This window comes from Nonomuraea sp. NPDC049784, from assembly GCF_040659615.1.
Lineage (GTDB): Bacteria > Actinomycetota > Actinomycetes > Streptosporangiales > Streptosporangiaceae > Nonomuraea.
The window spans coordinates 1-25,591 of record NZ_JBFAMX010000112.1 but is presented as its reverse complement, the minus strand read 5'-3'; the positions used below and the strand labels follow the sequence as shown (position 1 = coordinate 25,591).

The window sequence follows — 25,591 nt, the reverse complement described above, 5'->3', positions numbered from 1 at the left end:
GCGGACTTGCCGAGGGCGGCCTTGCGCGGGTCGCCGCTGACGCGCCGCCCCTTCTTGGCCTTCTTCTGCGCCTTGCCCGCCTTGCCACGACCGCCCGGCATGCCGGGAATGCCCATGCCGCCCGCCATCCGCTTCATCATCTTCTGTGCCTCGAAGAAGCGGGTGACGAGGTTGCTCACGGCAGTGACCGTGACGCCGGAGCCGCCCGCGATGCGGGCCCGGCGCGAGCCGTTGATGATCTTGGGGTCCTGGCGCTCCGCAGGCGTCATCGAACGGATGATGGCGGCGATGCGGTCGAGGTCGCGGTCGTCGATGGAGTTGAGCTGGTCGCGCATCTGCCCCATGCCGGGCATCATGCCCAGCAGGTTTTTGATGGGCCCCATCTTCTGGACCATCATCATCTGCTCGAGGAAGTCCTCGAGCGTGAAGTTCTCGCCCGACGTGAGCTTGCCCGCCATCTTGGCGGCCTGCTCCTCGTCGAACGTCTTCTGAGCCTGCTCGATCAGGGTGAGGATGTCACCCATGTCGAGGATGCGGGAGGCCATCCGGTCGGGGTGGAAGGCGTCGAAGTCTTCCAGCTTCTCGCCCGTGGAGGCGAACATGATCGGCCGGCCGGTGATGTGGCGGACCGAGAGGGCGGCGCCACCTCGGGCGTCGCCGTCGAGCTTGGTCAGCACGACCCCGTCGAAGCCGACGCCCTCCATGAAGGCCTGCGCCGTCGTGACGGCGTCCTGGCCGATCATGGCGTCGACCACGAACAGGACCTCGTCGGGCGAGACCGCGTCGCGGATGTCGGCGGCCTGCTTCATCATCTCCTGGTCGATGCCCAGGCGACCGGCGGTGTCGATGATGACGATGTCGTGCTGCAGGCGCTTGGCCTCGTCGACCGACTTGCGGGAGACCTCGATCGGGTCGCCCACGCCGTTGCCCGGCTCGGGGGCATAGACCGCGACCTGGGCGCGCTCGCCCACGACCTGGAGCTGCTGGACGGCGTTGGGCCGCTGCAGGTCGGCGGCGACCAGCAGCGGCACGTGGCCCTGCTCGCGCAGCCACTTGGCCAGCTTGCCCGCCAGCGTCGTCTTACCCGAGCCCTGCAGACCCGCGAGCATGATGACGGTCGGCGGCGTCTTGCCGAAGCGGAGCCTGCGGGTCTCGCCGCCGAGGATCCCGATCAGCTCGTCATTGACGATCTTGACGACCTGCTGCGCCGGGTTGAGCGCCTGAGAGACCTCGGCGCCGCGGGCGCGCTCCTTGATCTGGGCGACGAACGCCTTGACCACCGGGAGCGCGACATCGGCCTCCAGCAGGGCGATGCGGATCTCGCGGGTGGTGGCGTCGATGTCGGCATCGGACAGCCGGCCTTTGGACCTGAGGGAGGAGAAGACCGATGTCAACCGGTCGGATAGCGTCTCGAACACGTGGTTGGCCAGTCCTCGAAGCGAATGAACGTCTAAGACTCCAGCCTATCCGCTCCGCTAGCCGCTCCAGCCTGGCACGGCCATCCGGACTGTGAGCGCGTGCTCGACCAGGTTGATCAGGGCGCTCTTGACCGAATCCTTGGAGCGGGCGTCCAGGCGCACCATCGGGATGTGCGGCGCCAGGGTGAGCGCGTCGCGCACCTCGGCGTCGCTGTGCCCGTAGACGCCGTCCCATCCGTTCACCCCCACGATGAACGGAAGCTGGGCCTCCTCGAAGTAGTCGATCGCCGGGAAGCTGTCCGCCAGGCGCCGGGTGTCCACGAGCACGACCGCGCCGATCGCCCCGCGTACCAGGTCGTCCCACATGAACCAGAACCGGTGCTGCCCGGGCGTGCCGAACAGGTACAGGATCAGGTCACGGTCCAGGGAGACCCGGCCGAAGTCCATGGCGACGGTCGTGGTCGACTTCAGCGGTGTCATGCCCAGGTCGTCGATGCCCTTGGAGGCGTCGGTCATGACGGCCTCCGTGGTCAACGGCATGATCTCTGACACCGCGCCGACGAACGTCGTCTTGCCCACACCGAATCCGCCGGCGACGACGATCTTCGTCGAGGTCAAACCGGGGCTAGAGCCTGCGAAGTCCACTGAGCACCCTTTCCAGCAGGTTGACGTCCGGCCTACCCGCTTCCAGCTGCGGCTGATGCACCCGAACCAGGCCCTCTGCCGCCATATCCGCGATCAGAACACGCACCACACCGAGCGGGATCCGCAACAGCGCCGAGACCTCGGCCACCGACCTGACCTGCAGGCACAGCTGGCTGATCGCTTTGTATTCGGGAGTGATGTGCGAGAACTCCCGGTGCTCGGCGGTCGCCGAGGACACCAGGGCCTCCATCGCCAGCTTGACCTTGGGCGCGGTCCGCCCGCCCGTCACGGCGTAGGGCCGTACCGGCGAGGCGGGGTCAGAGCTGGGTGGCGGTGTTGGAGGCGGCTGCCAGCTAGGTGGTGGAGGCTGCCAGCTCCCGCTGTTCTGGGAATCCCATGCACCACTGTTGTGGGAATCCCAGCCGCCGCTGTTCCATCTGGGGTCTGCCACCTACATCACCTGGTCTGGCTGGCGCGCAGCTCGGCACGCACAGCCGGAGTAAGCACCTGACCGGCGCGATCGACCATCAGCGTCATCTGGTACGCCACCAGCCCCATGTCACAATCCGGAGCCGCCAGCACCGCCAAGCACGAGCCGTCACTGATCGACATGATCAGCATCAACCCACGCTGCATCTCCACGATCGTCTGATTGACCGCACCACCCTCGAACACCCTGGCCGCCCCCTGCGTCAAGCTCACCAAACCCGACGCGATCGCAGCCAGCTGATCAGCCCGATCAGCCGGAAAACCCGACGAAGCCGCCAGCGGCAGCCCGTCGGACGAGACGACCACCGCGTGCGCGACCCCCGGAACGGTACTGACGAAGTCGGTGATTAACCAGTCCACCCCGCGTGCCGCGTGGCTAAGGTCGTTCACGCGCCCTCCTCCCTGCTGTCACTCCTGGGGCCGGACCCGTACGCCCTGCCCTCGCTGATGTCGTCGCGCGCGGCTCGGAAGCCTTGTTGGAAGCTGGAAAGCCGGCTGCGTACCCGATCGGGCGAGACCGCCGGCATGGGGGCGACCCCCTTCGGGGCCGACATGGTCTCGGCCGAGCCAGGCACCAGGTTCGCCTTCGGCACCCGCTTGGGCAGCCCGGCCGCCGTAGAGCCGTCGCGCACCGGCTCGACCACGGCCTCGGCGGCGCTCCAGCCCGCGTCGGCCTTGGCGGAGCCCCAGGTGGCGCCGTTGTCGCCGTGCTCGAACCAGGCAGACTCGACCGAAGCGAAGATCGGCAGGTACTCGTCACCGGCGGAGGCGGGCTTGACCGCGGGCATCGGACCCGTCGCGGCCGACTCTGTCTCGGGGAAGTCGTAACGCTGCTGCGCCGCCATCGGCTCCTCGGCGGCGCTCGGCCAGGGCCGGGAGTCGTTGGGCAGGGCGCCGCGCTTGGGCAGCGCGTGCTCCCCGGTCGCCGGCCCTCGCGAGGAGACCCACACGTCGGCGGCGGAGTCGTTCGCGGACATCCAGTTCGGCGGCTCGGAGGGCCACTGGGGGGCCGACGGCCAGACGCCGTTCGACACCGGCTCCGCCGATGGGTACGACGGATACGACGGGTGGCCGGGACCCATCTGGAAGCCCCCGGCCGGCCACGGGCTGGCGGCGGCGGGCTGTGGCGTGGGGTACGCCCCCTGGGCCGGGGGGTTCGCGGGCGCCGAGGCGGCGTACGAGGGGGCCTGCGCCCCCAGCAGCGACTCGGGGATGAGCACCATCGCGGTCAGGCCGCCCGTGCCGTGGGGACGCAGCTGCACTCTGATGCCGTGGCGGTGTGCCAGCCTGGCGACCACGAACAGGCCCATGCGACGGGAGACGGAGACGTCCACGGTGGGCGCGTCCATCAGCCGGTCGTTGGCCTCGGCGAGCTCCTCCTGCGTCATGCCGATGCCGGAGTCGCTGATGGAGAGCATCATGCCGCCGCCGTCGATCCTGCTGCCGGAGACGGGCACGCGGGTCTCTCGGGGCGAGAACGACAGGGCGTTCTCAATCAGCTCGGCGAGCAGGTGGATGACGTCGTTGACGGCCTGGCCGGCGATGGAGACACCCTCGGGCACCTCCAGGACGACGCGTTCGTAGTTCTCGACCTCCGACAACGAGGCTCTGGCGACGTCCACCAGCTTGACCGGCTGGCTCCAGCGGCGAGGCGGATCCTGACCGGCGAGCACCAGCAGGTTCTCACTGTTACGCCGCATGCGAGTAGCCAGGTGATCCAGCTTGAACAGGTTCCCCAGACGCTGCTCGTCCTGCTCGCCCTGCTCCAGCCCGTCGATGAGGGTGATCTGCCGCTCCACCAGCGTCTGGCTGCGCCTGGACAGGTTCACGAACATCGCGTTGACGTTGCTGCGCAGCCTGGACTCCTCGCCGGCGAGGCGGACCGCCTCGCGGTGGACCTCGTCGAAGGCCCGGGCGACCTCACCGATCTCGTCCTTGGAGTTGATCTCGATGGGCGGCACCCGTAGCTGTTCGGGGCGCACCTCGCTGTTGCGGAGCTGCCGGACGAGGCCGGGCAGCGTCTGGCCGGCGATCTTCAGCGCGTCGCCGCGCAGGCGCCTGAGCGGGCGTACGAGCGAGCTCGCCATGAGGGCGGTGATCGCGAGGACGAGGACCAGCAGCACGACGACAAGACCGATGTTGAGCGCGGCCAGCTGCCTGTCGCCGCTCGCGACGTCGGCGCTTCGGGTGGCCACCTGCTCTCCCAGTGTCTTCTGCACCTGGTGGAGCCGGTCGACGGTCTCGCTGATGGACTGGAACCAGCGGTCGGCGTCGTTCGTGGTGGAGCTGTCGAGCCTGCGCAGGGACTGCCGGTTGTTCGTCAGCAGCACGGCCCGGCTGATGTAGAACTCGGCGCGACCGATCTTCACGCTGGCGACCGTGTTGTCGAACATCTGCCGCTGCTGCTGCGTGGCCACGGCGAGGAACGAGGCCCGCTCGCTCTCGCGCCGGGAGCGGGCGTCGAGGAAGGCGTTGAACTCCGGCTCCTCGAACGAGCCTCTGACCAGTGCGATCGTCAGAAGGGCGCGCTGCTTGGACGCCTGCTCCTCCGCACGCGCGATGGCGCGGAGCGAGGAGCTCGTGGCGATGAGCTCCTCGTCCGTCGCCCCTTGGCCGAGCTCGTCGTAGAGCTGCAGCATGTCGGAGATCGTCTCGGAGTACTTCTCCATCGTCGGCAGCGGCGGCAGCTGCGAGGAGGCGACGGTCGCGCGCAGCGAGGCCAACTGGCCCAGGCGGGTGCGGATGCGCTCGAGGTTCCTGCGGCCGATGTCGGACAGTGACGTCTCGGCGGTCTTCGCGACGTTCAGCGTGCGGCCGACGCTGGCGTCCACGATCTCCTGCTGGCTCTTGAGCCGGTCCCGATCGGCGGCGCTCCTGTTGGAGGCCACGAAGCGACTGGCCACGTCACGTTCGAGACCGAGGTCGCGGGACACCTCGCCGAGCTGCGTGACGAGCGCGCCCACCTCGCTGATCTGCTGGTACTGCTGGGCGCTGCTGATGGAGGTGGTGACGCGCAGGGCGCCCAGGATCACGCCCACGATGGTGGGGATGGCGATGAGGGCGATAAGGCGAGTGCGCACCCGCCAGTTGCGCAGCGCGAACGGGCTACCCGACGCGTGCTGCCGCACCTCTGGCACCTCGCCACCCACAGACTCTTCTGGCAGGTCCGGAGCCCTGCCACGACCGGGTCCGGTCGTTGTTGTCGTCACTGTGGCAACCTCTCGCCATTGGCCTGCTTTAGGGGGTTTCAGCGGCTTCGTCACAGGGACGAGTGATCGCAGGCAAGTTCGAGGCCCAATTTGAGCACAAACCTCATAGTTCAGCCAACGTCTCGGGGGTTTTCAACCGTTCCAAGTCACACATTGTTCACGTCGCAAGCTCCCGTATACGGAGTGCAACCAGGCTACCAATACGGACATACAGTTACAAACAGTGCTTTATGCCAATATTTACACCTATAGCGTCTTACAGTCATATTTAGCAGATAAACTTCCAAATACGCGGCCCAGATCTGCCGCACAGATCTCCCCTCGGGTACGCTTCACGCCCGGCATCTTGTGCCGATCTCCAGAAGCTTCCCCTGGTAGGAGAACCCCCCCATGACACGCAAACTGCGCTGTAACGCCATTGTTCTCGGCGTCACAGTCGCTCTCGCCCTAACCGGCTGCAGCGGGTCCGACACCCCCTCGGACTCCTCAGCCAACAGCAAGGGCTTGGAGAAAACCAGCATCAAAGTCGGCGCTCTTCCGATTCCTGACGCTGTATCCCTCTATATCGCCAACGCGAAGGGTTTCTTCAAGGACGAGGGACTGACGGTGACGCCGGTCACCATCACCGGTGGCGCCGCGGCGCTGCCGCAGGTCAAGAGCGGCGCCCTGGACATCTCGCAGACCAACTACGTCTCGACGTTCCTGGCCGCCAGCCAGGGCGAGAAGATCAAGCTGGTCGGAGACGCGTACCAGGCCGGTCCCAACACGTTCAACATCATGATCCCGAAGGACTCGCCGATCAAGACGGTGGCGGACCTGAAGGGCAAGACCGTTCTGGTCAACAACCTGCACAACGTCGCCACGCTGGCGGTGGCGACGCAGCTCAAGGTCGCCGGTCTCAAGGAGACCGACGTCAAGTTCGCCGAGAAGCCGTTCCCCGAAATGGGACAGGCGATCATGAGCGGCCAGGCCGACGCGGGCTGGATCACCGAGCCGTTCATCACGGCCAACCAGAGCGCCAACGGCTTCCGCAAGCTCGTCGACACCATGACGGGCCAGACGGAGAACCTGTCCATCGCGGGTTGGATGGCCACCGAGGAGTGGTCCGCGAAGTACCCGAAGACGCTTGCCGCGTTCCAGCGCGCGATCTCCAAGGCGCAGCAACTCGCCTCGAGCGACCGCAAGCAGATCGAGACCATGCTGCCGACGTACACGAAGATCGACGCCAAGACCGCGTCGGTGATCACGCTCGGCACCTACCCGAGTGAGCTGAACGCGAACCGCCTGCAGAAGGTGGCCGACCTCATGCTCGAATACGGGTACCTCAAGAGCGCGCTCGACGTGAAGTCCGTCATCGCGGCGCCGTCGTCGAGCTGATGACCGGTGCCCGACTGCTCCGCGGCGCCGCCGGCGCCGCGGGGTTCCTTGTTCTCGGGGAGCTGGTCATCCGCTTCGGGCTGGAAGGCCTGGGCACTCCCCCACCGTCGATCATCCTGTACGAGGCCGCGCGCATGCTGGCCGACACCGACTTCCTGGCGGGGGTCGGCGCCACGCTCACCAACTGGGCGCTCGGCCTGCTGATCGCCATCGCGGTGGCCGTGCCTCTGGGCGTGGTGCTCGGGGCGCTGACGCCGCTGGAGCGGGCGATCAGGCCGGTGCTGGAGTTCATGCGCCCGATCCCCTCAGTGGCCATCATCCCGCTCGCGATCCTGCTGATCCCGGTGGACGAGCTGATGAAGGTCTCGGTCATCGTGTACGCGTCCATCTGGCCGATCCTGATCAACACCTTGTACGGCATGCACGACGTGGACCCGCAGGCCAAGGAGTCCCTGCGCAGCTTCGGATTCGGCAACCTGGCCGTGCTCACCAGGGTGAGCCTGCCCAGCGCGGCCCCGTTCGTCGCGACGGGGATCAGGATCGCCGCCGGGGTCGCGCTCGTCCTGGCCGTCAGCGCCGAACTGATCGCCGGCGGCGTCGCCGGCATCGGCGTCTACGTGAACGTCGCGGGCAGCGGCAACCGGATGGACCTCATGATGGCGGCGACGTTCTGGGCCGGCATCATCGGCGTGATCGCGAACGTGGTCCTGCTCGCCGGCGAGCGACGCCTCTTCCACTGGCATCGCGTGCGGACGGGGGTGAGCGAGTCGTGAAAGTCCTCGCCAGACTCTGGGTAGTCCCCGCGGTGCTGGTCGTGTGGGAGATCGCCGGGCGCGCCATCGGGGACACCGACTTCCCGCCGCCCACGACCATCGTCGCCCGCATGTACGAGCTGTGGTTCTCCGGCCCGGCGGCCCGCGTCTTCCTCACCGACGACGCGATCGGCAACATCCTGCCGAGCCTCGGCCGCATGTTCGGCGGCTGGCTGCTGGCCGCGCTGATCGGGGTGGTGGCGGGCATGATCCTCGGACGCTCACGCTCGGCGACCGACTACGTGAACCCGCTGATCGAGTTCGGCCGGGCCGTGCCTCCCCCGCTGCTGCTGCCGGTGTTCCTCCCGCTGTTCAAGGCCGGGCTGGCCACGCAGCTGGCCACCATCGTGTTCGGCGTGATCTGGCCGACGCTGCTCAACTCGATCGAGGGCGCCAGGGCGGTGGACCGGACCTACACCGAGACGGCCACGGTGTTCAACCTGTCGAAGCTGCAACGCCTGCGCGTGGTCGTGCTGCCCGCCGCATCGCCCAAGATCTTCGCCGGACTGCGGCTCAGCCTGTCACTGGCGCTGATCCTCATGGTGCTCACCGAGTTCATCGGCGGCACCGACGGCATCGGCTACCAGCTGCTGTCGGCCCAGCGCAGCTTCGACGGCGCCGCGGTGTGGGCGACCATCGCCCTGCTCGGCATCCTCGGTTACGTCGTGAACTCCTTATTCGTGCTGGCCGAACGCCGCGTGCTCGCCTGGCACCGGCAGGCCACCCGCAATCCGTGACCCCTGGAAGGACATATGCCGCACTCTGATGACCTCCTTTGGGGGGCCGTAGGCGACATTTCCCGTTTCGCAGCCCTGCTCACCATGGCGGAGCTGGGCCTGGCCGACCACCTGGCGCACGGCCCATTGGACGCCGCCGAGCTGGCCAGACGCGCGGGGGCCAACGCTCCCGCGCTGCGCCGGGTCCTGCGCGAGCTGGCCAGTATGGACGTGGTCCGCGCCGCGGGTCCGGACACGTACGACCTGACGGAGAGGGGCACCGCGCTACGCTCGGACGTCCCCGACTCCGTGCGCTCCTCGATCCGCATGCTCGGCGAGGAGGGCTTCTGGTACGCCATGGGCATGCTGCCCGCCACGGTCCGCGACGGCAGCTCCGCCTTCGTCAAGCGGTACGGCCACCTGTACGACCATCTCGCGAACAACCCGGCGTCGAGCCGGCTGTTCGACGACTACATGACGGCGAGGGCCATCCCGTTCACCGACGGCCTGGCCAAGCGGTACGACTTCCCCCCGACGGCGACCATGGTCGATGTGGCCGGCGGCAAGGGCCACATCCTGGCCACGGTGCTGCACGCCAACCCGCAGATGCGCGGCATGCTGTTCGACCTGGAGCACGTGGTCGAGCACGCCAGGCGGACGCTGGCCGCGGAGGGCCTGGCCGAGCGGTCCGAAGTCGTCTCCGGCGACTTCTTCGCCGAGGTACCGGCCGGCGGGGACGTCTACCTGCTGGCCAGCGTCCTGCACAACTGGGACGACGAGGACTGCGTCAAGATCCTGCGCAACGTCCGCAAGGCCATGAACCCCGGCGGCCGCGTGCTGATCCTGGAGACGGTGCTCCCGGATGACGACAAGCCGCACCTGGGTAAGGACATCGACATGCGCATGCTGGCGATTTTCAACGGCGGCACCGAGCGCAGCCGCGACGAGTACGCAGCCCTGCTCTCCCAGGCCGAACTGGCGCTGACCGACGTCGTCGAGCTGGGCTCCGGCGCGAGCCTCGTCGAGGCCAGGCCGCGTTGACCCCCTCCCCGGCCTCCACCTGATGACAAGACCAAGAAAGGCAGTTGCATGAAGCTGGCCAGGTTCGTAGTCGCGGGTATGGCGATCGCGCTGACGATCAGCGCGTGCGGCGGAGGAGGGGAGAGCCAGACGGGCACGGGCGGCACCGCGTCCTCCGGTGGGCTGGAGAAGACCCAGCTCCTGGTCGGCGTGGTGCCGGTGCCGTCGTCGGCGCCGCTGTTCATCGCGGAGAAGCGCGGCTTCTTCAAGGAGGAGGGCCTGACCGTCAAGACGGAGATCATCCAGGCGCCGCAGGCGGTCATGCCGAAGATCCTCAACGGCAGCATGGACGCGTTCCTCACCAGCTACGTGTCGCTGATGGCGATCAACGACTCGGGCGCGGCCAAGCTCAAGCTCTTCCAGCACAGCCAGGAGGCCGCGCCCAACGTCGCCGGCGTCGTCGTGGCCAAGGGCTCGCCGATCAAGACGGCCGCCGACCTCAAGGGCAAGACCATCGCGGTCAACGTGCTCAAGGCGCTCGGCCAGACGCTGACCAACGCCCACCTGCAGGAGGCCGGGCTCAAGCCCGAGGACGTCAAGTACGTCCCGGTGCAGTTCGCCGACCAGCTCACGGCCCTGTCCTCGGGCAAGGTGGACGCGGCCTGGCTGGTGGAGCCGTTCCTGACCGCGGCCAAGAAGGCGGGCGGCACGCAGATCATCGACACCACGAGCGGCGTGACCGCCGGCGTGCCGATCGACGGGTGGGGCGTCACCGAGGACTGGCTGGCCAAGAACCCGAAGACGGCCGCCGCCTTCCACCGCGCCCTGGCCAAGGCCCAGCAGATCGCGGGCTCCGACAGGAAGGCCATCGACGAGGTGGTGCCGACGTACACGCAGATCCCGGCGGACGCGGCCGCGGCGATGACGCTCGGCACGTTCTCGATGGAGGCCGACAAGGCGAGCGTCCAGAAGCTGGCCGACCTGCTGCACGGCTACGGCTACCTCAAGTCCAAGGTGGACGCGGCGCAGCTGTTCGCGCCTGTGAACGGATGATCGAACACCGGCTCGGGCGGGCCGCGCTCGGAGCGCTCGGAATCGTCGCCTTCGTCGCCCTCGCCGAGCTGGCCGGGCGGATCGGGCTCGTACCGGACATCATGCCGCGCATGTCGGCCGTGCTCGCCACGGCGGCCGAGCTGCCGCTGGAGGCGCAGTTCAGGGCCGACGTGCTGGCCACGCTGACGGCGTGCGCGAGCGGGCTGGCGATCGCGGTGGCGGTCGCCGTGCCCGTGGGGCTGCTGCTCGGGACGGTGCCGTTCGTGGAGCGGTCGGTGCGGCCGCTGGTGGAGTTCCTGCGGCCGATCCCGTCGGTGTCGTTGATCCCCGTCGCGATGTTCCTGTTCACCCAGAGCCAGGACGCCAAGACCGCGCTGGTCGTCTACACCTGCTCGTGGCCGGTGCTGATCAACACGTTGTACGGCCTGACCGACGTCGATCCGCTGGCCAAGGACACGCTGCGCAGCTTCGGCTTCGGACCGGTCGCCGTGGCGCTGCGGGTGAGCCTGCCGAGCGCGGCGCCGTTCATCGCGACCGGCATGCGGATCGCCGTGTCGGTCACCCTGATCGTGGCGGTGAGCGTGGAGCTGCTGGCGCCCGGCGACGGCGGGATCGGCGCATTTCAGTCGCTGGCGGGCAGCGCGAACCGCCTCGACCGCATGCTGGCGGCGCCCCTGTGGGCCGGGCTCATCGGGCTGGCCGCCAACCTGCTGTTCACGGCCGCCGAGCGGCGCGTGTTCCGCTGGCACCGGGCGCGCAGCGGGGACGCCTCATGAGGCAGCTCTCTTGGGATCCGGAAACGCCGTCTCCTCCCATCCCCCCGCACTTCCTGAGAGGTGAAGGGGATGTGCGGTGCGGCGCCGTCGGGAGGACCCCGCTCGGCGCGCTCCCCCGACGCCGGACGGTGGGAGAGGGTGTGGCGGCATGAGCACTCGCGGTCCGGAAGGCGCGGCACCCCCTCTCCCCCAAGGGACCTCAGCCGGGACGGCGGGAGAGCGTCCACCCCGCCGGTCCTTCCCCGGCAGGCGGCTGGTGTGGTACTGGCTGCTGCCGGTGGCCGTGGTCTGCTGGGAGCTGGCCACGCGCTCGGCGCAGGCCGCCTACTTCCCGCCGCCGTCGCTGATCGTGGCCAGGCTGCACGAGCTGTGGTTCTCGGGGCCGGTGACGCGGGCGTTCCTGACCGACGAGGCCGTGGCCGACCTGCTGCCCAGCCTGGGCAGGCTGTTCGCGGGATGGGCGGCAGCGTGTGCGGCCGGGGTCGCGATCGGCGTCGCGCTCGGCCGCTCGCGCCGGCTGTCGGCCCTGGTGGAGCCGCTGCTGCACTTCGGCCGCTCGGTGCCGCCCACCACGCTGGTGCCGGTGTTCCTGGTGCTGTTCAAGATCGGCACCCCGATGCAGCTGGCCTCCATCGTGTACGGCGTCGTCTGGCCCGTACTGATCAACTCCATGGACGGCGCCCGTACGGTGGACCGGCAGTACATCGAGACGGGTGCCGTCTACCGGCTGGGCCCGTGGCAGCGGCTCACCCGGATCATCCTGCCCGGCGCCTCCCCCAAGATCTTCGCCGGACTGCGGCTGAGCGTCTCGCTGGCCCTGATCATGATGATCATCTCGGAGCTGGTCGGCAGCAGCGAGGGCATCGGGCACCGCATGCTGGAGGCGCAGAGCCAGTTCGACATCCCGGCCATGTGGGCGGGAATCGTGCTGCTCGGGCTGCTCGGCATCGTGCTGAACGCCGCGTTCCTGGGGTTCGAGCGCACCATGTTGTCGTGGCACCGGGGCGCGAGAAGCTGAGTCAGCTCACCCGGCGCTCGTTGATCAGGGTGCGCTTCACGCACACGCCGTCCTTGATCCACTGCCAGACGCGGCTGCGTGACTTGCCGTCCTCGCTCAGCACGATCATCTCGTAGAGCCGCAGGTCCTCCCCCTCGGCCTTGTACTGCCAGCTGAGGTAGATGGTGCCGGCGTCCAGCTCCCAGAACTCGCCCCTGATCCGCTCGGTGTCGAACCCGCACCGTCCGCCGCCCAGGTACGTCCCCAGGAACTCGTGCACCTCCGTACGCCCGTCGTCCCAGGTGTAGCGGTTGGTCTGGTGGTAGACGGCGTCGTCCAGGATCGCGCAGGTCATCCGGACGCGGTGCCGGTCAATGAGGGTCCCGTCGCGGTCGAGGTGGAGGTATTCGCCCTCCCATTCGCCCTCGTGGCGGGCCAGCAGCGGCATGTCCGCGCGAAGTCCCATCCAGAGCTACTCCTTCGTCGTGTGCCACCAGGGGTCGGCGGCGTCGGATCGGTTGACCAGGAAGGCCCTGCGGCGCAGGAACCTGCGGATGGAGGTGGCGCCCATGCGGGAGCCGCCGAGCCCCGACAGGCGGAAGGAGTGCTTCTCACCCTCGTGCACCAGCGCGGTCAGCGAGGCGTCGTTGACGCTGATGGCGCCCGCACGGAGCCGGGCCGCCACGGCCATGGCATCCTTCTCCGTGGCGGCGAAGACCGCGGCCGAAAGCCCGTAGACCGAGTCGTTGGCCAACGCGACGGCCTCGTCGGCCCCGTCCACGGCCATGACCGGCAGCACCGGGCCGAACGTCTCCTCCGTCATCACCAGCATGCCGTGGTCGACGCCGGACAGCACGGTCGGGCGGCACCAGTGACCGCCGCCGTGCCGCTCGATCTCGCCGCCCGTGTGCACGGTCGCGCCCCTGGCCACGGCGTCGGCCAGGTGCGCGGCGATCACGTCCTCCTGCCCGGGCCCGATGATCGGCCCGATGGGGCCACCCTCGCAGGTCAGCCCGACCCGCGCGGCCTTGTCCGCGAGCAGCGCGAGGAACTCGTCGTGGACTTCGCGGGCCACGTAGACGCGCTCGATCGACTGGCAGGACTGCCCGGCGTTGGCGGTGCCGCCCCACAGGATCGCCGACGCCGCCCGCTCCAGGTCGGCCCCGGCCAGCACGATCGCCGGGTCCTTGCCGCCCAGCTCCAGGAACGCGGGCACGAACGCGCGCGCCGCCGACCGGGCGACCAGCCGCCCCGTCTCCACGCTGCCCGTGAAGACCACCGCGTCCACCAGGTCCACCAGTGCCGACCCCGTCTCGCCGTCGCCCTCTACGACCTCGAGCGGCAGCTCGTCGGGGACGAGCCGCATCAGCGGCTCGATGAACCTGGGTGTCACCTCGCTGGGCTTGACCAGCACCGCGCATCCCGCGGCCAGCGCTGGCACGGCGTCGATGAGGCCGAGCAGCAGCGGGAAGTTCCACGGGCTGATCACCCCGACCAGCTCGTACGGCACCGCGTCGCCCCCCACGAAGACGCCGGGCAGGGAGGCCGGGGTCTCGGCCGGGGGCTCGAGGAGGGCGGGCGCCTGGCGTACCCATCGGCCGATGAGACCGGCGACGATCTGCCGCTCCAGCACCGACTCCCCCACCCTGCCGGTGTCGGCCACCAGCGCGGCGAGCAGGTCCTCGTCATCCGCCAGCGCGGCGCCGAACCTGGAGAGGGCCTCGCCGGCCGGTCGGCCTGAGGCCCGTTCGCGCAGGTCGGCCGCGACGGCGGCGAGCCGGTCGGACGGGACAGGGGCGAGCTGCCTGTCGGCCTGCCCGGTCAGCGGGTTCCTCACGTTCATGTGGTGCGGCCACGGGACATGATGCTCCTGCGATGATCGGCGGGAGCCATTGTGATCAGGAGAGCGCCGCGGCTGTCAACGCGCTCGCGAACCGGAATTACCCGCCCCAGCCCGGCACGGCCATGCGCACCGAGAGGGCGTGCTCGACCAGATTGATCAGCGCGGCCTTGACGGAGTCCTTGGATCTGGCGTCCAGCCGCACGAGCGGGATGTGCGGGGCCAGGGTCAGGGCGTCGCGCACCTCGCCGTCGCTGTGCGGATACTCGCCGTCCCAGCCGTTGACGCCCACCACGAACGGCAGCTGGGCTTCCTCGAAGTAGTCGATCGCCGGAAAGCTGTCGGCGAGACGGCGCGTGTCCACGAGCACGACGGCCCCGATGGCGCCGCGTACCAGGTCGTCCCACATGAACCAGAACCGGTGCTGCCCGGGCGTGCCGAACAGGTACAGGATCAGGTCACGGTCCAGGGAGACCCGGCCGAAGTCCATGGCCACGGTCGTGGTCGACTTCAACGGCGTCATCCCCAGATCATCGATCCCCACGGAGGCATCGGTCATCACTGCCTCCGTGGTCAACGGCATGATCTCTGACACCGCGCCGACGAACGTCGTCTTGCCCACCCCGAAACCTCCAGCCACCACGATCTTCGTCGAGGTGAGGCCGGGGCTAGAGCCTGCGAAGTCCACTGAGCACCCTTTCGAGCAGATTGACGTCAGGCCTGCCCTCGTCCAGCTGTGGCTGATGCACGCGGACCAGACCTTCGGCAGCCATGTCAGCGATCAGCACACGTACCACGCCGAGAGGGATCCGCAGCAGGGCCGACACCTCTGCCACGGACCGGACCTGCCGGCACAGTTGACTGATCGCCTGGTACTCCGGCGTGATATGCGAGAACTCCCGGTGCTCGGCGGTCGCCGAGGACACCAGGGCCTCCATCGCCAGCTTGACCCGCGGCGCCGTCCGTCCACCAGTCACCGCGTACGGGCGGACGGGCGAGGCGGGGTCGGGATTCAGCTGCGACTGGGACTGGGGCACAGGCGGGGGCGCCCAACCGCCGCTGTTCCATCTGGGGTCTGTCACCTACATCACCTGGTCTGGCTGGCGCGCAGCTCGGCACGCACAGCCGGTGTCAGCACCTGACCGGCGCGATCGACCATCAGTGTCATCTGGTACGCCACCAGCCCCATGTCACAGTCCGGAGCCGCCAGCACCGCCATGCACGAGCCGTCACTGATCGACATGATCAGCATCAACCCACGCTGCATCTCCACGATCGTCTGATTGACCGCGCCACCCTCGAACACCCTGGCCGCCCCCTGCGTCAAGCTCACCAAACCCGACGCGATCGCAGCCAGCTGATCAGCCCGGTCAGCCGGAAAACCCGACGAGGCCGCCAATGGCAGCCCGTCGGACGAGACGACCACCGCGTGCGCGACACCTGGGACCGTGCTGACGAAGTCGGTGATCAGCCAGTCGACTCCTCGTGCCGCGTTACTCAGGTCATTCATGCTCCCTCCTCCCTGTCGTTGTTCCTCGGGCCAGAGGGGAACGCCCTGCCCTCAGTGATGTCGTCGCGTGCCGCCCGGAAGCCCTGCTGGAAGCTCGAGAGCCGGTTGCGTATACGGTCCGGCGACACCGACGGCATCGGTGTCACGCCCTTCGGCGCCGCCGAGGAGTCGGCGGAGCCGGGCACCAGGTTCGCCTTCGGCACCCGCTTGGGCAGGCCGGCCGCCGTCTGGCCGTCACGTGCTGGCTCCACAACCGCCTCCGCCGCGCTCCATCCCTCATCTGCCTTGCTCGAACCCCAGCTCGCCCCGTTGTTGCGGCCGAACCAGGCCGATTCCACGGCCGCGAAGATCGGCAGGTAGTCGTCCCCGGCCGAGGCGGGCGGGACCGCCGGGATCGGGCCGGTGGAGCCGGACTCGTTCTCCGGGAAGTCGAATCCCGGCCGCTGCGGCGGCATGGTGTCGCGGCCCCAGCCACCCGGCGGCGGCTCGGGCACGGGCCGCCTGGGCAGGGCGTGGTCGCCGTTCCATGCGGGGCCGCGGGGCGGCGTCCACACGTCGGCGCTGTCGTAGCCGCCGAGGCGGGGCTCCGCCGGCCACCCGCCGGGCTCTGGCTGCCACTGCTGCGTGGGCGGCGGCCAGTTGCTCTCCGGGTTCGACGGGAACGACGGGTGACCGGGCCCCAGCTGGTACGGGGCCTGCGGCCAGTCCGTGGCCGGAGGAGCGGAGTGCGGCGCCTGTGGCCAATCCGTGGCGGGAGGGGCGGAGTGCGGCGCCTGCGGCCAGTCCGTGGCCGGAGGGGCGGAGTGCGGCCCCGAGTACGGCTCGTCCCTGGGCCCGCCGGCCACCGCGCCCGCGAAGGCGGGCGGCTGGTTGCCGGAGAAGGACGGTGTCCCCGTGAAGGTCGGGGCCTGGGAGCCGAGCATGTTCTCCGGGATGAGCACCATCGCGGTCAGGCCGCCCGAGCTGTGCGGGCGCAGCTGCACCCGGATGCCGTGCCGGTGTGCCAGCCTGGCCACCACGAACAGGCCCATCCGCCGCGACACCGACACGTCCACGATCGGCGCGTCCGTGAGCCGGTCGTTGGCCTGGGCCAGCTCCTCCTGCGTCATGCCGATGCCGGAGTCGGTGATCGACAACATCACGCCGCCGCCGTCGATCCTGCTGCCGGAGACCGTCACCCTGGTCTCACGGGGCGAGAACGACAGGGCGTTCTCGACCAGCTCGGCGAGCAGGTGGATGACGTCGTTGACGGCCTGCCCGGCCACCGAGACGCCGTCGGGCACCTGGAGCACGACGCGCTCGTAGTTCTCGACCTCCGACAGCGAGGCTCTGGCGACGTCCACCAACTTGACCGGCTGGCTCCAGCGGCGAGGCGGATCCTGACCGGCGAGCACCAGCAGGTTCTCACTGTTACGCCTCATGCGAGTAGCCAGGTGATCCAGCTTGAACAGGTTCCCCAGACGCTGCTCGTCCTGCTCACCCTGCTCCAGCCCGTCGATCAACGTGATCTGCCGCTCCACCAGCGTCTGGCTGCGCCGCGACAGGTTCACGAACATCGCGTTCACATTGCTGCGCAGCCTGGACTCCTCGCCCGCCAGCCGCACGGCCTCGCGGTGCACCTCGTCGAACGCCCGCGCCACCTCGCCGATCTCGTCGTGGGTGTTCACGCCGATGGGGATGACCGGGCCGATCGAGCCCTCGCCGTTCTCGCGCAGCTGCTGCACGGTCTCCGGCAGACGGTGTCCCGCGATGTCGAGCGCTTCGCCGCGCAGCTTGCGCAGCGGCCTGATGAGCGAGCGGGCGATGAGCGAGATGATCGCGACCACCACGAGCAGCAGGAGCAGGATGAGGCCGCCGGAGATCAGCGCCGAGCGGTTGGCGCCCTCCTCCAGGGCACGGGCGCGCAGGATGACGGAGGAGGCGAGCTCCTTCTCCACGCTGCGCAGCGCGTCGATCTTGCCGGTGCTCACGTCGAACCAGGTGGCCACGTCCCTGTCCGGCCGCACGCCGATGCTCAGCTCCTTGCCCTCGGCGGACTGCGCCATGGCCCGCAGCCTGAACAGGTCGGTCTGGTCGACGTCCCTGCCCACGACCGTGTTGCGGTAGAGCTCGAGCTGGTCGAGGTTGGCCAGGGTCGCGAACAGCGTCTCCTCGCTCTCCTCGCGCGACTTGGCGTCGGTGAGCGCGTCGAACTCGCCGCTGTCGAAGCCCTTCTTGTCCAGCGCGCTGGCCAGGACACCACGCTGCTTGGAGGCCTCCTCCTTGGCGCGGGCGATGGCGGCCATCGAGCTGGCGCTGTGTGAGACCTCGTCGTCCACCGCGACCTGGCCGACCTGGTCGTGGAACTGCAGCAGGGCCGCGATGATCTGCGAGTACTTCTGGATCATCGGGAGGGGCTGAATCTTCCCCTTGACGGCCGTGTCACGCAGCGTCGGGATCTCCTCCAGGCGTCGCAGCACCGGTCGTACGGCGTCCGCGTGGGTGTCCGTTAGCAGCTCCGCTCGCCGCTTGGCCTCGTCGATGAGGCCGTTCACCCCGCTGTACGTGGTGCGGAGCTGGGCCTCACGGTTGTCCGGCCGTCCCTGGGCGATGTAGAGGGCGGTCTCGTCGCGTTCGAAGGCCAGCTCATGGGTGACGGCCCCGAGCTGCTCGCTGAGCTCGGCGACCTCCCTGAGGGTCTGATAGGTGTTGGCGTCACTGAGCGAGGTGATCACGTTCAGTCCGCCCAGCCCCACGGCCACGGCCGTGGGAACGACAATCAGCGCGATAAGGCGCGATCGCACGTGCCAGTTGCCCAGCCCGAACCTCCGGGAAGGAGGATTGGACAACCGTCGCCTCTGATGCCCGTGCGGCTCGCGGTCAGCGGAAGCTTCATCGCTCTGCGTTCTCACTTGCCTTCGCTACCTCTCGCCCCTGGAGGGGAATTCTCGGGTGACCATGCAGGTAAATGCACGTGGGGCAATATGTACGTCGAGATATGCGCCATTTGAGCACAGGGGTTGCCCAGGGCCAACCACTATCAGTGCCCTCTTGAGATGTTCATCCCCGATTGTCCGGAAAATTTGATGAAATCGGCAAAACAGCCCCCTATCTGGGGAAAGAGGCAACGCAGGGCCGTTCCGCGAGTCACCTTTGACTAGCAGAAAAGATCAAATAGCATGCCCCATCAGCAACTGAAGTCCCGGCTGACACCTCCTTTCCCAAACCGGACAAACGCCAGTTTCATACGTACTTCAATTTTTCACGATAGAGCCGCAATCGGACATTGCAACTACAAGTGTTATTTTCGCGATAATGACTACGGATTTGGTGTTACGGTCGATCCCTGTCGTGCGTCAGGCACACAGCCCCCGGGAGCAGAAGCCACCCGGTCCCCCCTGGCTCCATCTGAAGGGAGTCCCTGACATGAGGCTTGGCCGTCCCGCCAGGGCCGCCATCATCGGGTTAGCTTTGACACTCGGCGCCGTTGCGTGCAGCACGGGCGGCTCCACGACCGCCAGCGCGCCGCCACCCGCATCCGCCGGCGGCCTGGAGAAGACGAAGATCAAGGTCGCCACCCTGCCCGCCATCGACAGTGCCGCCATCTACGTCGCCATCGACCAGAAGCTCTTCGAGAAGGAAGGGCTGGAGGTCACCCCGCAAGTGGTCCAGGCCGCGCCGGAGGCCATCCCCATGCTGGTCAAGGGCGAGATCGACGCCATGTTCGGCAACTACGTGTCGATGTTCCAGGCTCACGACAAGCAGGCGCTGAAGCTGCGCATCCTGGCCGAGGGCTCGCGCGCCGCCCCCGACTCGCTCAGCATCATGGCGCTGCCGAACTCGCCCATCAAGACGCCGAAGGACCTCGAAGGCAAGACGATCAACGTGAACGTCCTGCACAACTTCCAGGAACTGGCGCTGACTCAGGTGCTCAAGGCCAACAACGTCGACCCCGCCAAGATCAAGTACGTCCAGGTGACGTTCCAAAACATCATGCCCTCGTGGAAGGGCGGCCAGATCGACGCCGCGTACCTGGGTGAGCCCATGGTCACGGCGGCCACCTCCGCCATGGGCGCCCGCAAGATCCTCGACCCGGCGTCCGGTCCCGCCGCCGAGTTCCCGATCTCGGGCTACGTCAGCACGCAGGAGTGGTACGACAAGAACCCCAAGACCGCTGCGGCGTTCCAGCGGGCCATCCACAACGCGGCCAAGCTCATGGAGAACAACCGTGAGGTGGTGGCCAAGGTGCTGCCGAACTTCACGCAGATCGACGCTGCCACGGCGGCCACCGTCACGTTCCCGTACTTCTCCAGCAACGACAACCCGGTCCGGCTCCAGCGAGTGGCCGACTGGATGCTGGAGGCCAAGTGGCTCTCGAAGGCGATCGACGTCAAGTCGCTGATGTCGCCCACCACCTCCGGGTGAGCGCTCAGACCCTGGCCCCCGCCCGTCCGGCGTCCGCCGCCACACGCTGGCGTCGCCGGGCGGCCGGGGCCCTCGCCTTCGTGGCCCTGATCGAGCTGGTCAGCCGTACGGGGCTCGCCGACCGCGAGTTCCTGCCGCCCGCGACGGAGATCATCGGGCGGGCGGCGGCGCTGATCACCGATCCGGCCTTCCGCGCGCACGCCCTGACGAGCCTGCTCGCCTGGGCCATCGGCCTCGGCCTCGCGGCGTTGATCGCGATCCCTCTCGGCCTGCTGCTCGGCAGCGTGCCGATCGTCGACGCCGCCACCCGCTCGGTCGTGGAGTTCCTGCGGCCGATCCCCTCCGTGGCACTGATCCCGCTGGTGTCCCTCCTCATCGGCACCGGGCTGCAGGTGCGCGTCACACTGGTGGTCTACGCCTCGCTGTGGCCGATCCTCTACAACACGATGTACGGCCTGCGCGGCGTCGACCCCCTGGCCAAGGAGTCGTTGAGGTCGTACGGCTTCGGGCGCCTGTCGGTGCTGCTGCGCGTGTCGCTGCCGTCGTCGGCGCCCTTCATCACCACCGGGTGCAGGCTGGCCGCCGGGGTGGCGCTCATCCTGACCGTCAGCACCGAGATCGTGGCCGGGCGGGGCGAGGGCATCGGCGTGTTCATCTTCTTCGCCGGCATCGCCGTGCCCGCGCGGATGACCGACATCCTGGCCGCGGTGTTCTGGGTGGGGCTGTTCGGGGTGCTGGTGAACGCGCTGCTGGTGGCCGCCGAGCGGCGGGCGTTCCGCTGGCACCACGCCCGGTTTGGAGAGTCGGAATGAGAACCCGGGGCATGCGGACGGCGGCGTTCCGGTCGCTGGTGCTGATCGTGCTGGTCCTGGCCTGGGAGGCGGCCACGCGGGTGGCGGGCAACACGTTCTTCCCGCCACCGTCGCTGATCGTGGCCAGGATGCACGAGATGTGGTTCTCGGGGCCGCTCCAGACCCTGTTCCTGACCGACGCCGCCATTGAGAACATCCTGCCGAGCATGGGCAGGATGGCCGCCGCGTTCGCGGGTGGCGCGCTGGCGGGGGTCGTGCTGGGACTGGTGGTGGGGCTGTCGGCGAGGGCGTTCGACTATCTCGACGGGGTGCTGCAGTTCCTGCGGGCCATCCCGCCGCCCGCGCTGGTCACCGTCTTCCTGGTGGTGTTCGGGTTCGGGCTGCGGATGCAACTGGCGTTCATGACGTTCAGCATCGTTTGGCCGGTGCTGCTGAATACCGCCGACGGCGCCCGCTCGGTCGAGCCGCTGCACCTGCAGACCAGCCAGGTGTTCCGGCTGTCCAGGGCCGAAAGGCTCTATCGGGTGATCCTGCCGTCGGCGCTGCCCAAGATGTTCGCGGGGCTGCGGCTCGCCCTTTCGCTTTCCCTGATCGTCATGGTCTTCTCCGAGCTGCTGCCCGGCACCGTGAACGGGATCGGGTTTCAGCTCACGTCCGCGTACCAGATGTTCGACCTGCCCCTCATGTGGGGTGGGATCGTCCTGCTCGGAGTATTGGGCTATGTGCTCAACGAGCTGTTCCTGATCGTGGAGCGGCGCGTGCTCGCCTGGCACCACGCCGCCCAGCAACTGACCGGCGAATGAGAGTACGATCGCACAGGTTTACGGGACAGACATGTCTGGCAATTCCCGCTCCGATAGAGTGTTTTGCGTTGTCCCTGGTCTCGCCCCCCCGAGGAAATCCATTGCTCGAGATAGACAACCTCTCCCACGTTTACGGCGGCGGTAGCCCCAACGCGCACCACGCCATCGAGGGCCTCAACCTCAGCGTCGCCGAGGGCGAACTGCTGTGCATCGTCGGACCTTCCGGATGCGGCAAGTCGACGCTGCTGCGTTCGATCGCCGGGCTGATCACGCCGACGGGCGGGCAGGTCAAGGTCGAGGGCAACGTGGTGCGCCAGACGCCGGACAACCTGGCCGTGGTCTTCCAGGACTACAGCCGTTCCCTGTTCCCGTGGATGTCGGTGGCCGACAACGTGGCGCTGCCGCTGCGCCGCAAGAACATGGACAAACGCCAGCGCCGCGAGGCCGCCCACGAGGCCCTGGAGTCGGTCGGGCTCGCGGACGCCGGGCGTAAGTACCCGTTCCAGCTGTCGGGGGGCATGCAGCAGCGGGTGGCGATCGCGCGGGCGCTGGCGTACCGGCCGACGCTGATGCTCATGGACGAGCCGTTCGGCTCGGTGGACGCCCAGACCCGCGAGGACCTGGAGGACCTCGTCCTCAAGGTCCGGGGCCACCACCAGATGACGATCGTGCTCATCACCCACGACATCGACGAGAGCGTCTACGTGGGCGACCGCGTGGTTGTGCTGTCCAAGGCCCCCGCCCACGTGGTCGGGGACCTCAAGGTGGACCTGCCCGGGCCACGGGACCAGATCACGACCCGCGAGCACCCCGACTTCGTACACCTGCGCGCCGAGGTCGGCCGCCTGGTCCGCGGCCACGCCACCGTCTGACCCCTTTTCACTTTGTTACGGCGGAGCCAAGTGGGCGCCAACCGCCATACGGGGCTGAGGGCCTCCAGGGAGACGGCCTCTGACCCGCACGGGGCCAGGCACCGTTACGGCGCTCACTTGACCAGCGGTCCCCACCCGTTGACCGTCTGGGTGGTGGGCCTGCTGATGCCCACCCTGCCATCCGGACCAGCAATGCTGGCTGACATTCAGCCAGTCCCACATGGTCCCCGGTACGCGTCAGTCGTCCACGGTCAGCAAGAAGGGGCGGGTCACATCCATCACCCCATGTACGCCCAGCCGTACGCCTGATCGAGTCCAGCGGGCTGCCGTACACGATCCCGGGGATCCCTGGTTCCATGACGTTTCTCGTGCCGTTGCTGCGAGCGCTGACGCGGCCGCCGGTGACGCTCGTGCTCGCCGACCTCCGCACGCGAGGTCTCCACACGTCACGAATTGCAAAGTAATGGTCAACGCACCGTAGTCGTCAGGGCAGAATAGTGCACCAAGATGCCTACCTCATCACCGAACTGGTGCCTGCCGGCCGCCGCCAACGCTCACCCGATTCCACGCGACGGGAGACGCAACACAGGTGTTTTGGAGCGGATTCTTCGACGGCAGTGGGATCCGAACGTTGGCCCCCCTCCTACGGAGATCATTCGTGCCGTAGATGACTTGGCTGAACTTCCAGTTCACATCGCCACACGGTTGGCCGACAATCTCGACGCGATTTGGGTGGGTGTTGGGTCGGTCTGCGACCTTGACGATCTCGGGCACCTGCGCGACCAACCCGTCCGGCCCAGCGATCCGATGTCTCCGCTGTGGAACGTCGTCCCGGGTTTGTGTACCGGCAACATGATCGCCATCGGGACCCACGACCATGTTTCTACGAGTCTGGTCCATCATGAGGTCGGGCATGCGCTCGATTCGCTCGACAGGATGAGCGATGGCCAGGACTGGATCACCATCATGATGCTGGTGCGCCAGCATCTGACGCACCCACGCTTCCGTGACGACCGGGCGGAGTGGTGGGCTGAGGCGTTCGCATTGTGCGCGACGCGCCAGGCGAGCCGTCCTCTGCGGATGCTCGATGGCCAGGACAATCTGGCCGCGATAGTCTCGACGCACTTTCGTCGTATGTACGGGGTGTGACATGAGCGCCACATGGACAGCGATCCTTGCCGAGGACGGCTCCCTGCTGGTGCCCTTCCACGCCGATCTCTCCGACGGGTGGCACGCTGATGGAGTTGTGCCTCTACGGCCGGGTGACGACGGGTATGACGAGCATTCGTCCACCGCCATTGGGGCCCAGAGTCTTGCTGGCGATCGTGCTCAGGACGAGGAACTGATCGGTCGCTGGGAAGCTTTGGACATCAAGATTTCAGCACCACGTAGTGCCTGACGCGACTGTCCGCGCTATCCGGCGAATCGTCTCGCCCACGGGCGTTGCAGACGGCGGCGACGCAGCCTCTGGTGACCGAAGTGTCGCCCCTCACCGTCAGAAGGTTTGGCGGAGGTGCCCGCACCATGTCGCATGCGCGCGGATCAGAGGGAGTCGACGAGCGCGTCGATCACTCTGGTGAGGCGGTCAGGACCGTCCGCGACGCGTGACAGCAGGCGCATGCCGACGACGGTGTTCAGCAGCAGGCTTCCGGTCGCGAGTGCGTCCCGGTCTGCGGCGATCTCTCCCGCGCGCTGCCCCTCCTCGATCAGCGTGCGGAAGGCGTCCTCGGTGCGGTCGAGCATGCGCCGTACGAGCTGCGCCACGCTCTCGTCCGCCTGCCCCAACTCCGCCGCCGTGTTCACGGCCATACAGCCGCGCCGGTCGGGGTCGGCCAGGTCCATTTCGGCCAGGAAGCGCAGCGCCCTGCGCAGCCGGTCCTTGACGGGACCCGGCTCCTCCAGCATCTCGATCAGCGCGACCGCCTGGCTGTCGCGGTAGCGGCCCAGCGCCGCCTCGAACAGGGCGTGCTTGCTGCCGAAGGTGTTGTAGAGGCTGCCTTTGCCGATGCCGAGCGCGTCGACCAGGTCCTGCGGCGTGGTGCCGCCGTAGCCCTTACGCCAGAACACGTCCATGGCCTGCTCGACGGCCACGTCCGGATCGAACTGCTTCGGCCTCCCCATGCCGGGAACCATAGCAGTTTCTTGACCTATGGGTCAAAATCGTACGACGAGCAGTTCGTTCCAGAACTCCCGGTTGGCGTCCCTGCCGTCGGCGACGTAGGGGTCGCGGTTGATGCAGCCGCTGGACACCATGCGGTCGTCCACCCCCACGTCGTGCGTGTTCAGTGTTCCGGCGGTGCTGGGCGCGGCGCCTTTTCAGATCGTGACGGCGAGCTTGCCGACGGTTCCGGCGGTGAAGTCGGCGATCGCGCGGGGTGCCTCAGCCAGCGGGTAGGAGCGGGCCACCGGTACCCGCAGGCGTCCTTCGGCCGCGTCGGCGGCGAGCCGGGCCAAGGTGCCGGGGTTCGGGTCGGCCATCACCGTTGTGGCCTTGATGTCCCGGCCGGGCTCGTCGGGCAGGTAGTGCAGGGTGGAGGCCAGCCGCCCGCCGTCGGCCAGCAGGGCGGCGACCGCTGGGCCGTCGCCCGCCAGGTGCAGCGCGGCATTCACCCCGCCCGGCGTGATCGCGCGTACCTGCGCCGGCAGATCCGTGTGGTCGACGACCCAGGTGGCGCCCAGGCCGGTGACGAAGGCGGCTTCGGCTCCGAGGCGGGCGGTGGCGATCACCCTGGCGCCGCGCGCGGCGGCCAGTTGGATGGCGAACGCGCCCACGCCGCCGGTCGCACCCGAGATCAGGACGGTCTCCCCCGGTGACGGGGCGACGGCGTCGACGGCGTT

Annotated in this window: 26 protein-coding genes; 13 read left to right on the top strand and 13 right to left on the bottom strand. The window is 68.4% G+C overall.

Features of this window, described 5'->3' with window-relative positions:
• The 5 genes from ffh to AB0J09_RS23430 all read right to left on the bottom strand — a co-directional run.
• A partial coding sequence (ffh, locus tag AB0J09_RS23450; RefSeq protein ID WP_360694690.1) for a signal recognition particle protein occupies positions 1 to 1,418 on the bottom strand: 1,418 nt, incomplete at its 3' end.
• 57 nt (positions 1,419 to 1,475) lie between these two features.
• Complete coding sequence (locus AB0J09_RS23445) at positions 1,476 to 2,036, bottom strand: ATP/GTP-binding protein (RefSeq protein ID WP_344986840.1); 561 nt, start codon at positions 2,034 to 2,036, stop codon at positions 1,476 to 1,478.
• A gap of 7 nt (positions 2,037 to 2,043) precedes the next feature.
• A complete protein-coding gene (locus tag AB0J09_RS23440; protein ID WP_319719344.1) occupies positions 2,044 to 2,352 on the bottom strand; it encodes a DUF742 domain-containing protein in 309 nt (102 codons plus the stop codon).
• Positions 2,353 to 2,519: 167 nt separating this feature from the next.
• On the bottom strand, positions 2,520 to 2,942 hold the full coding sequence (locus tag AB0J09_RS23435; RefSeq protein WP_020546542.1) for a roadblock/LC7 domain-containing protein: 423 nt from the start codon (positions 2,940 to 2,942) through the stop codon (positions 2,520 to 2,522).
• On the bottom strand, positions 2,939 to 5,680 hold the full coding sequence (locus AB0J09_RS23430; protein WP_360694685.1) for a nitrate- and nitrite sensing domain-containing protein: 2,742 nt from the start codon (positions 5,678 to 5,680) through the stop codon (positions 2,939 to 2,941). Before AB0J09_RS23430 ends, AB0J09_RS23435 begins: the two co-directional genes overlap by 4 nt.
• Positions 5,681 to 6,151: 471 nt before the next feature.
• On the opposite strand from AB0J09_RS23430, the gene AB0J09_RS23425 reads away from it, so the two are divergent.
• The 7 genes from AB0J09_RS23425 (at position 6,152) to AB0J09_RS23395 (ending at position 12,533) form a co-directional block, all read left to right on the top strand.
• A complete protein-coding gene (locus AB0J09_RS23425) occupies positions 6,152 to 7,138 on the top strand; it encodes an ABC transporter substrate-binding protein (RefSeq protein ID WP_360694682.1) in 987 nt (328 codons plus the stop codon).
• Positions 7,138 to 7,911: an ABC transporter permease gene (locus AB0J09_RS23420; RefSeq protein ID WP_360694679.1), complete on the top strand. Its 774-nt coding sequence runs from the start codon at positions 7,138 to 7,140 to the stop codon at positions 7,909 to 7,911. The genes AB0J09_RS23425 and AB0J09_RS23420 overlap by 1 nt, the downstream gene beginning before the upstream one ends.
• Complete coding sequence (locus AB0J09_RS23415; RefSeq protein WP_360694676.1) at positions 7,908 to 8,687, top strand: ABC transporter permease subunit; 780 nt, start codon at positions 7,908 to 7,910, stop codon at positions 8,685 to 8,687. The genes AB0J09_RS23420 and AB0J09_RS23415 overlap by 4 nt, the downstream gene beginning before the upstream one ends.
• A gap of 15 nt (positions 8,688 to 8,702) precedes the next feature.
• Positions 8,703 to 9,707: a methyltransferase gene (locus AB0J09_RS23410; RefSeq protein WP_360694673.1), complete on the top strand. Its 1,005-nt coding sequence runs from the start codon at positions 8,703 to 8,705 to the stop codon at positions 9,705 to 9,707.
• Positions 9,708 to 9,755: 48 nt separating this feature from the next.
• Positions 9,756 to 10,739, top strand: coding sequence for an ABC transporter substrate-binding protein (locus AB0J09_RS23405; RefSeq protein ID WP_360694670.1), 984 nt, complete (start codon positions 9,756 to 9,758; stop codon positions 10,737 to 10,739).
• Positions 10,736 to 11,515 (top strand): ABC transporter permease, encoded by a 780-nt coding sequence (locus AB0J09_RS23400; protein ID WP_360694667.1) that lies wholly within the window; start codon positions 10,736 to 10,738, stop codon positions 11,513 to 11,515. The genes AB0J09_RS23405 and AB0J09_RS23400 overlap by 4 nt, the downstream gene beginning before the upstream one ends.
• Before the next feature lie 148 nt (positions 11,516 to 11,663).
• Entirely contained in the window at positions 11,664 to 12,533 is an 870-nt protein-coding gene (locus AB0J09_RS23395) for an ABC transporter permease (RefSeq protein ID WP_360694664.1), read from the top strand.
• A 1-nt stretch (position 12,534) separates the two neighbouring features.
• Here the strand turns inward: AB0J09_RS23395 and AB0J09_RS23390 are convergent, their stop codons facing one another.
• The 6 genes from AB0J09_RS23390 to AB0J09_RS23365 all read right to left on the bottom strand — a co-directional run bounded on the left by AB0J09_RS23390 (position 12,535) and on the right by AB0J09_RS23365 (position 18,645).
• Complete coding sequence (locus tag AB0J09_RS23390; protein ID WP_360694661.1) at positions 12,535 to 12,978, bottom strand: DUF3598 family protein; 444 nt, start codon at positions 12,976 to 12,978, stop codon at positions 12,535 to 12,537.
• A gap of 6 nt (positions 12,979 to 12,984) precedes the next feature.
• Positions 12,985 to 14,349 carry an aldehyde dehydrogenase family protein gene (locus AB0J09_RS23385; protein ID WP_360694658.1) on the bottom strand — a complete coding sequence of 455 codons (1,365 nt, stop codon included), beginning with the start codon at positions 14,347 to 14,349 and terminating at the stop codon, positions 12,985 to 12,987.
• A 103-nt stretch (positions 14,350 to 14,452) separates the two neighbouring features.
• Complete coding sequence (locus AB0J09_RS23380; RefSeq protein WP_360694655.1) at positions 14,453 to 15,040, bottom strand: ATP/GTP-binding protein; 588 nt, start codon at positions 15,038 to 15,040, stop codon at positions 14,453 to 14,455.
• Positions 15,021 to 15,389, bottom strand: coding sequence for a DUF742 domain-containing protein (locus AB0J09_RS23375; protein WP_185078676.1), 369 nt, complete (start codon positions 15,387 to 15,389; stop codon positions 15,021 to 15,023). Before AB0J09_RS23375 ends, AB0J09_RS23380 begins: the two co-directional genes overlap by 20 nt.
• Before the next feature lie 50 nt (positions 15,390 to 15,439).
• Positions 15,440 to 15,862: a roadblock/LC7 domain-containing protein gene (locus AB0J09_RS23370; RefSeq protein WP_360694652.1), complete on the bottom strand. Its 423-nt coding sequence runs from the start codon at positions 15,860 to 15,862 to the stop codon at positions 15,440 to 15,442.
• Positions 15,859 to 18,645, bottom strand: coding sequence for a nitrate- and nitrite sensing domain-containing protein (locus AB0J09_RS23365; protein ID WP_360694649.1), 2,787 nt, complete (start codon positions 18,643 to 18,645; stop codon positions 15,859 to 15,861). The genes AB0J09_RS23370 and AB0J09_RS23365 overlap by 4 nt, the downstream gene beginning before the upstream one ends.
• Positions 18,646 to 19,267: 622 nt before the next feature.
• Between AB0J09_RS23365 and AB0J09_RS23360 the strand changes: the two genes are divergently transcribed.
• The 6 genes from AB0J09_RS23360 (at position 19,268) to AB0J09_RS23335 (ending at position 24,152) form a co-directional block, all read left to right on the top strand.
• Positions 19,268 to 20,266 (top strand): ABC transporter substrate-binding protein, encoded by a 999-nt coding sequence (locus tag AB0J09_RS23360; protein WP_360694647.1) that lies wholly within the window; start codon positions 19,268 to 19,270, stop codon positions 20,264 to 20,266.
• Positions 20,263 to 21,078, top strand: coding sequence for an ABC transporter permease (locus AB0J09_RS23355; RefSeq protein ID WP_360694644.1), 816 nt, complete (start codon positions 20,263 to 20,265; stop codon positions 21,076 to 21,078). The genes AB0J09_RS23360 and AB0J09_RS23355 overlap by 4 nt, the downstream gene beginning before the upstream one ends.
• Positions 21,075 to 21,881 carry an ABC transporter permease gene (locus tag AB0J09_RS23350; RefSeq protein WP_360694642.1) on the top strand — a complete coding sequence of 269 codons (807 nt, stop codon included), beginning with the start codon at positions 21,075 to 21,077 and terminating at the stop codon, positions 21,879 to 21,881. The genes AB0J09_RS23355 and AB0J09_RS23350 overlap by 4 nt, the downstream gene beginning before the upstream one ends.
• A 101-nt stretch (positions 21,882 to 21,982) precedes the next feature.
• The gene (locus AB0J09_RS23345; protein ID WP_360694640.1) at positions 21,983 to 22,753 is read left to right on the top strand and encodes an ABC transporter ATP-binding protein; all 771 of its coding nucleotides are present in this window, start codon (positions 21,983 to 21,985) and stop codon (positions 22,751 to 22,753) included.
• Positions 22,754 to 23,458: 705 nt separating this feature from the next.
• A complete protein-coding gene (locus tag AB0J09_RS23340; protein ID WP_360694637.1) occupies positions 23,459 to 23,902 on the top strand; it encodes a hypothetical protein in 444 nt (147 codons plus the stop codon).
• Position 23,903: 1 nt separating this feature from the next.
• Positions 23,904 to 24,152: a hypothetical protein gene (locus AB0J09_RS23335; protein WP_360694634.1), complete on the top strand. Its 249-nt coding sequence runs from the start codon at positions 23,904 to 23,906 to the stop codon at positions 24,150 to 24,152.
• 143 nt (positions 24,153 to 24,295) lie between these two features.
• Here AB0J09_RS23335 and AB0J09_RS23330 read toward each other — a convergent pair whose 3' ends face one another.
• Positions 24,296 to 24,874 carry a TetR/AcrR family transcriptional regulator gene (locus tag AB0J09_RS23330; RefSeq protein WP_360694631.1) on the bottom strand — a complete coding sequence of 193 codons (579 nt, stop codon included), beginning with the start codon at positions 24,872 to 24,874 and terminating at the stop codon, positions 24,296 to 24,298.
• Positions 24,875 to 25,069: 195 nt separating this feature from the next.
• A partial coding sequence (locus AB0J09_RS23325) for a zinc-binding dehydrogenase (protein ID WP_360694628.1) occupies positions 25,070 to 25,591 on the bottom strand: 522 nt, incomplete at its 5' end.

Bases quoted from the DNA above. Each gene is read 5' to 3' on its own strand.
- AB0J09_RS23425 (WP_360694682.1), top strand. From the start codon at position 6,152: ATGACACGCAAACTGCGCTGTAACGCCATTGTTCTCGGCGTCACAGTC.
- AB0J09_RS23370 (WP_360694652.1), bottom strand. From the start codon at position 15,862: ATGAATGACCTGAGTAACGCGGCACGAGGAGTCGACTGGCTGATCACC.
- AB0J09_RS23420 (WP_360694679.1), top strand. From the start codon at position 7,138: ATGACCGGTGCCCGACTGCTCCGCGGCGCCGCCGGCGCCGCGGGGTTC.
- AB0J09_RS23405 (WP_360694670.1), top strand. From the start codon at position 9,756: ATGAAGCTGGCCAGGTTCGTAGTCGCGGGTATGGCGATCGCGCTGACG.
- AB0J09_RS23400 (WP_360694667.1), top strand. From the start codon at position 10,736: ATGATCGAACACCGGCTCGGGCGGGCCGCGCTCGGAGCGCTCGGAATC.
- AB0J09_RS23330 (WP_360694631.1), bottom strand. From the start codon at position 24,874: ATGGGGAGGCCGAAGCAGTTCGATCCGGACGTGGCCGTCGAGCAGGCC.
- AB0J09_RS23360 (WP_360694647.1), top strand. From the start codon at position 19,268: ATGAGGCTTGGCCGTCCCGCCAGGGCCGCCATCATCGGGTTAGCTTTG.
- AB0J09_RS23335 (WP_360694634.1), top strand. From the start codon at position 23,904: ATGAGCGCCACATGGACAGCGATCCTTGCCGAGGACGGCTCCCTGCTG.
- AB0J09_RS23350 (WP_360694642.1), top strand. From the start codon at position 21,075: ATGAGAACCCGGGGCATGCGGACGGCGGCGTTCCGGTCGCTGGTGCTG.
- AB0J09_RS23410 (WP_360694673.1), top strand. From the start codon at position 8,703: ATGCCGCACTCTGATGACCTCCTTTGGGGGGCCGTAGGCGACATTTCC.
- AB0J09_RS23395 (WP_360694664.1), top strand. From the start codon at position 11,664: ATGAGCACTCGCGGTCCGGAAGGCGCGGCACCCCCTCTCCCCCAAGGG.
- AB0J09_RS23390 (WP_360694661.1), bottom strand. From the start codon at position 12,978: ATGGGACTTCGCGCGGACATGCCGCTGCTGGCCCGCCACGAGGGCGAA.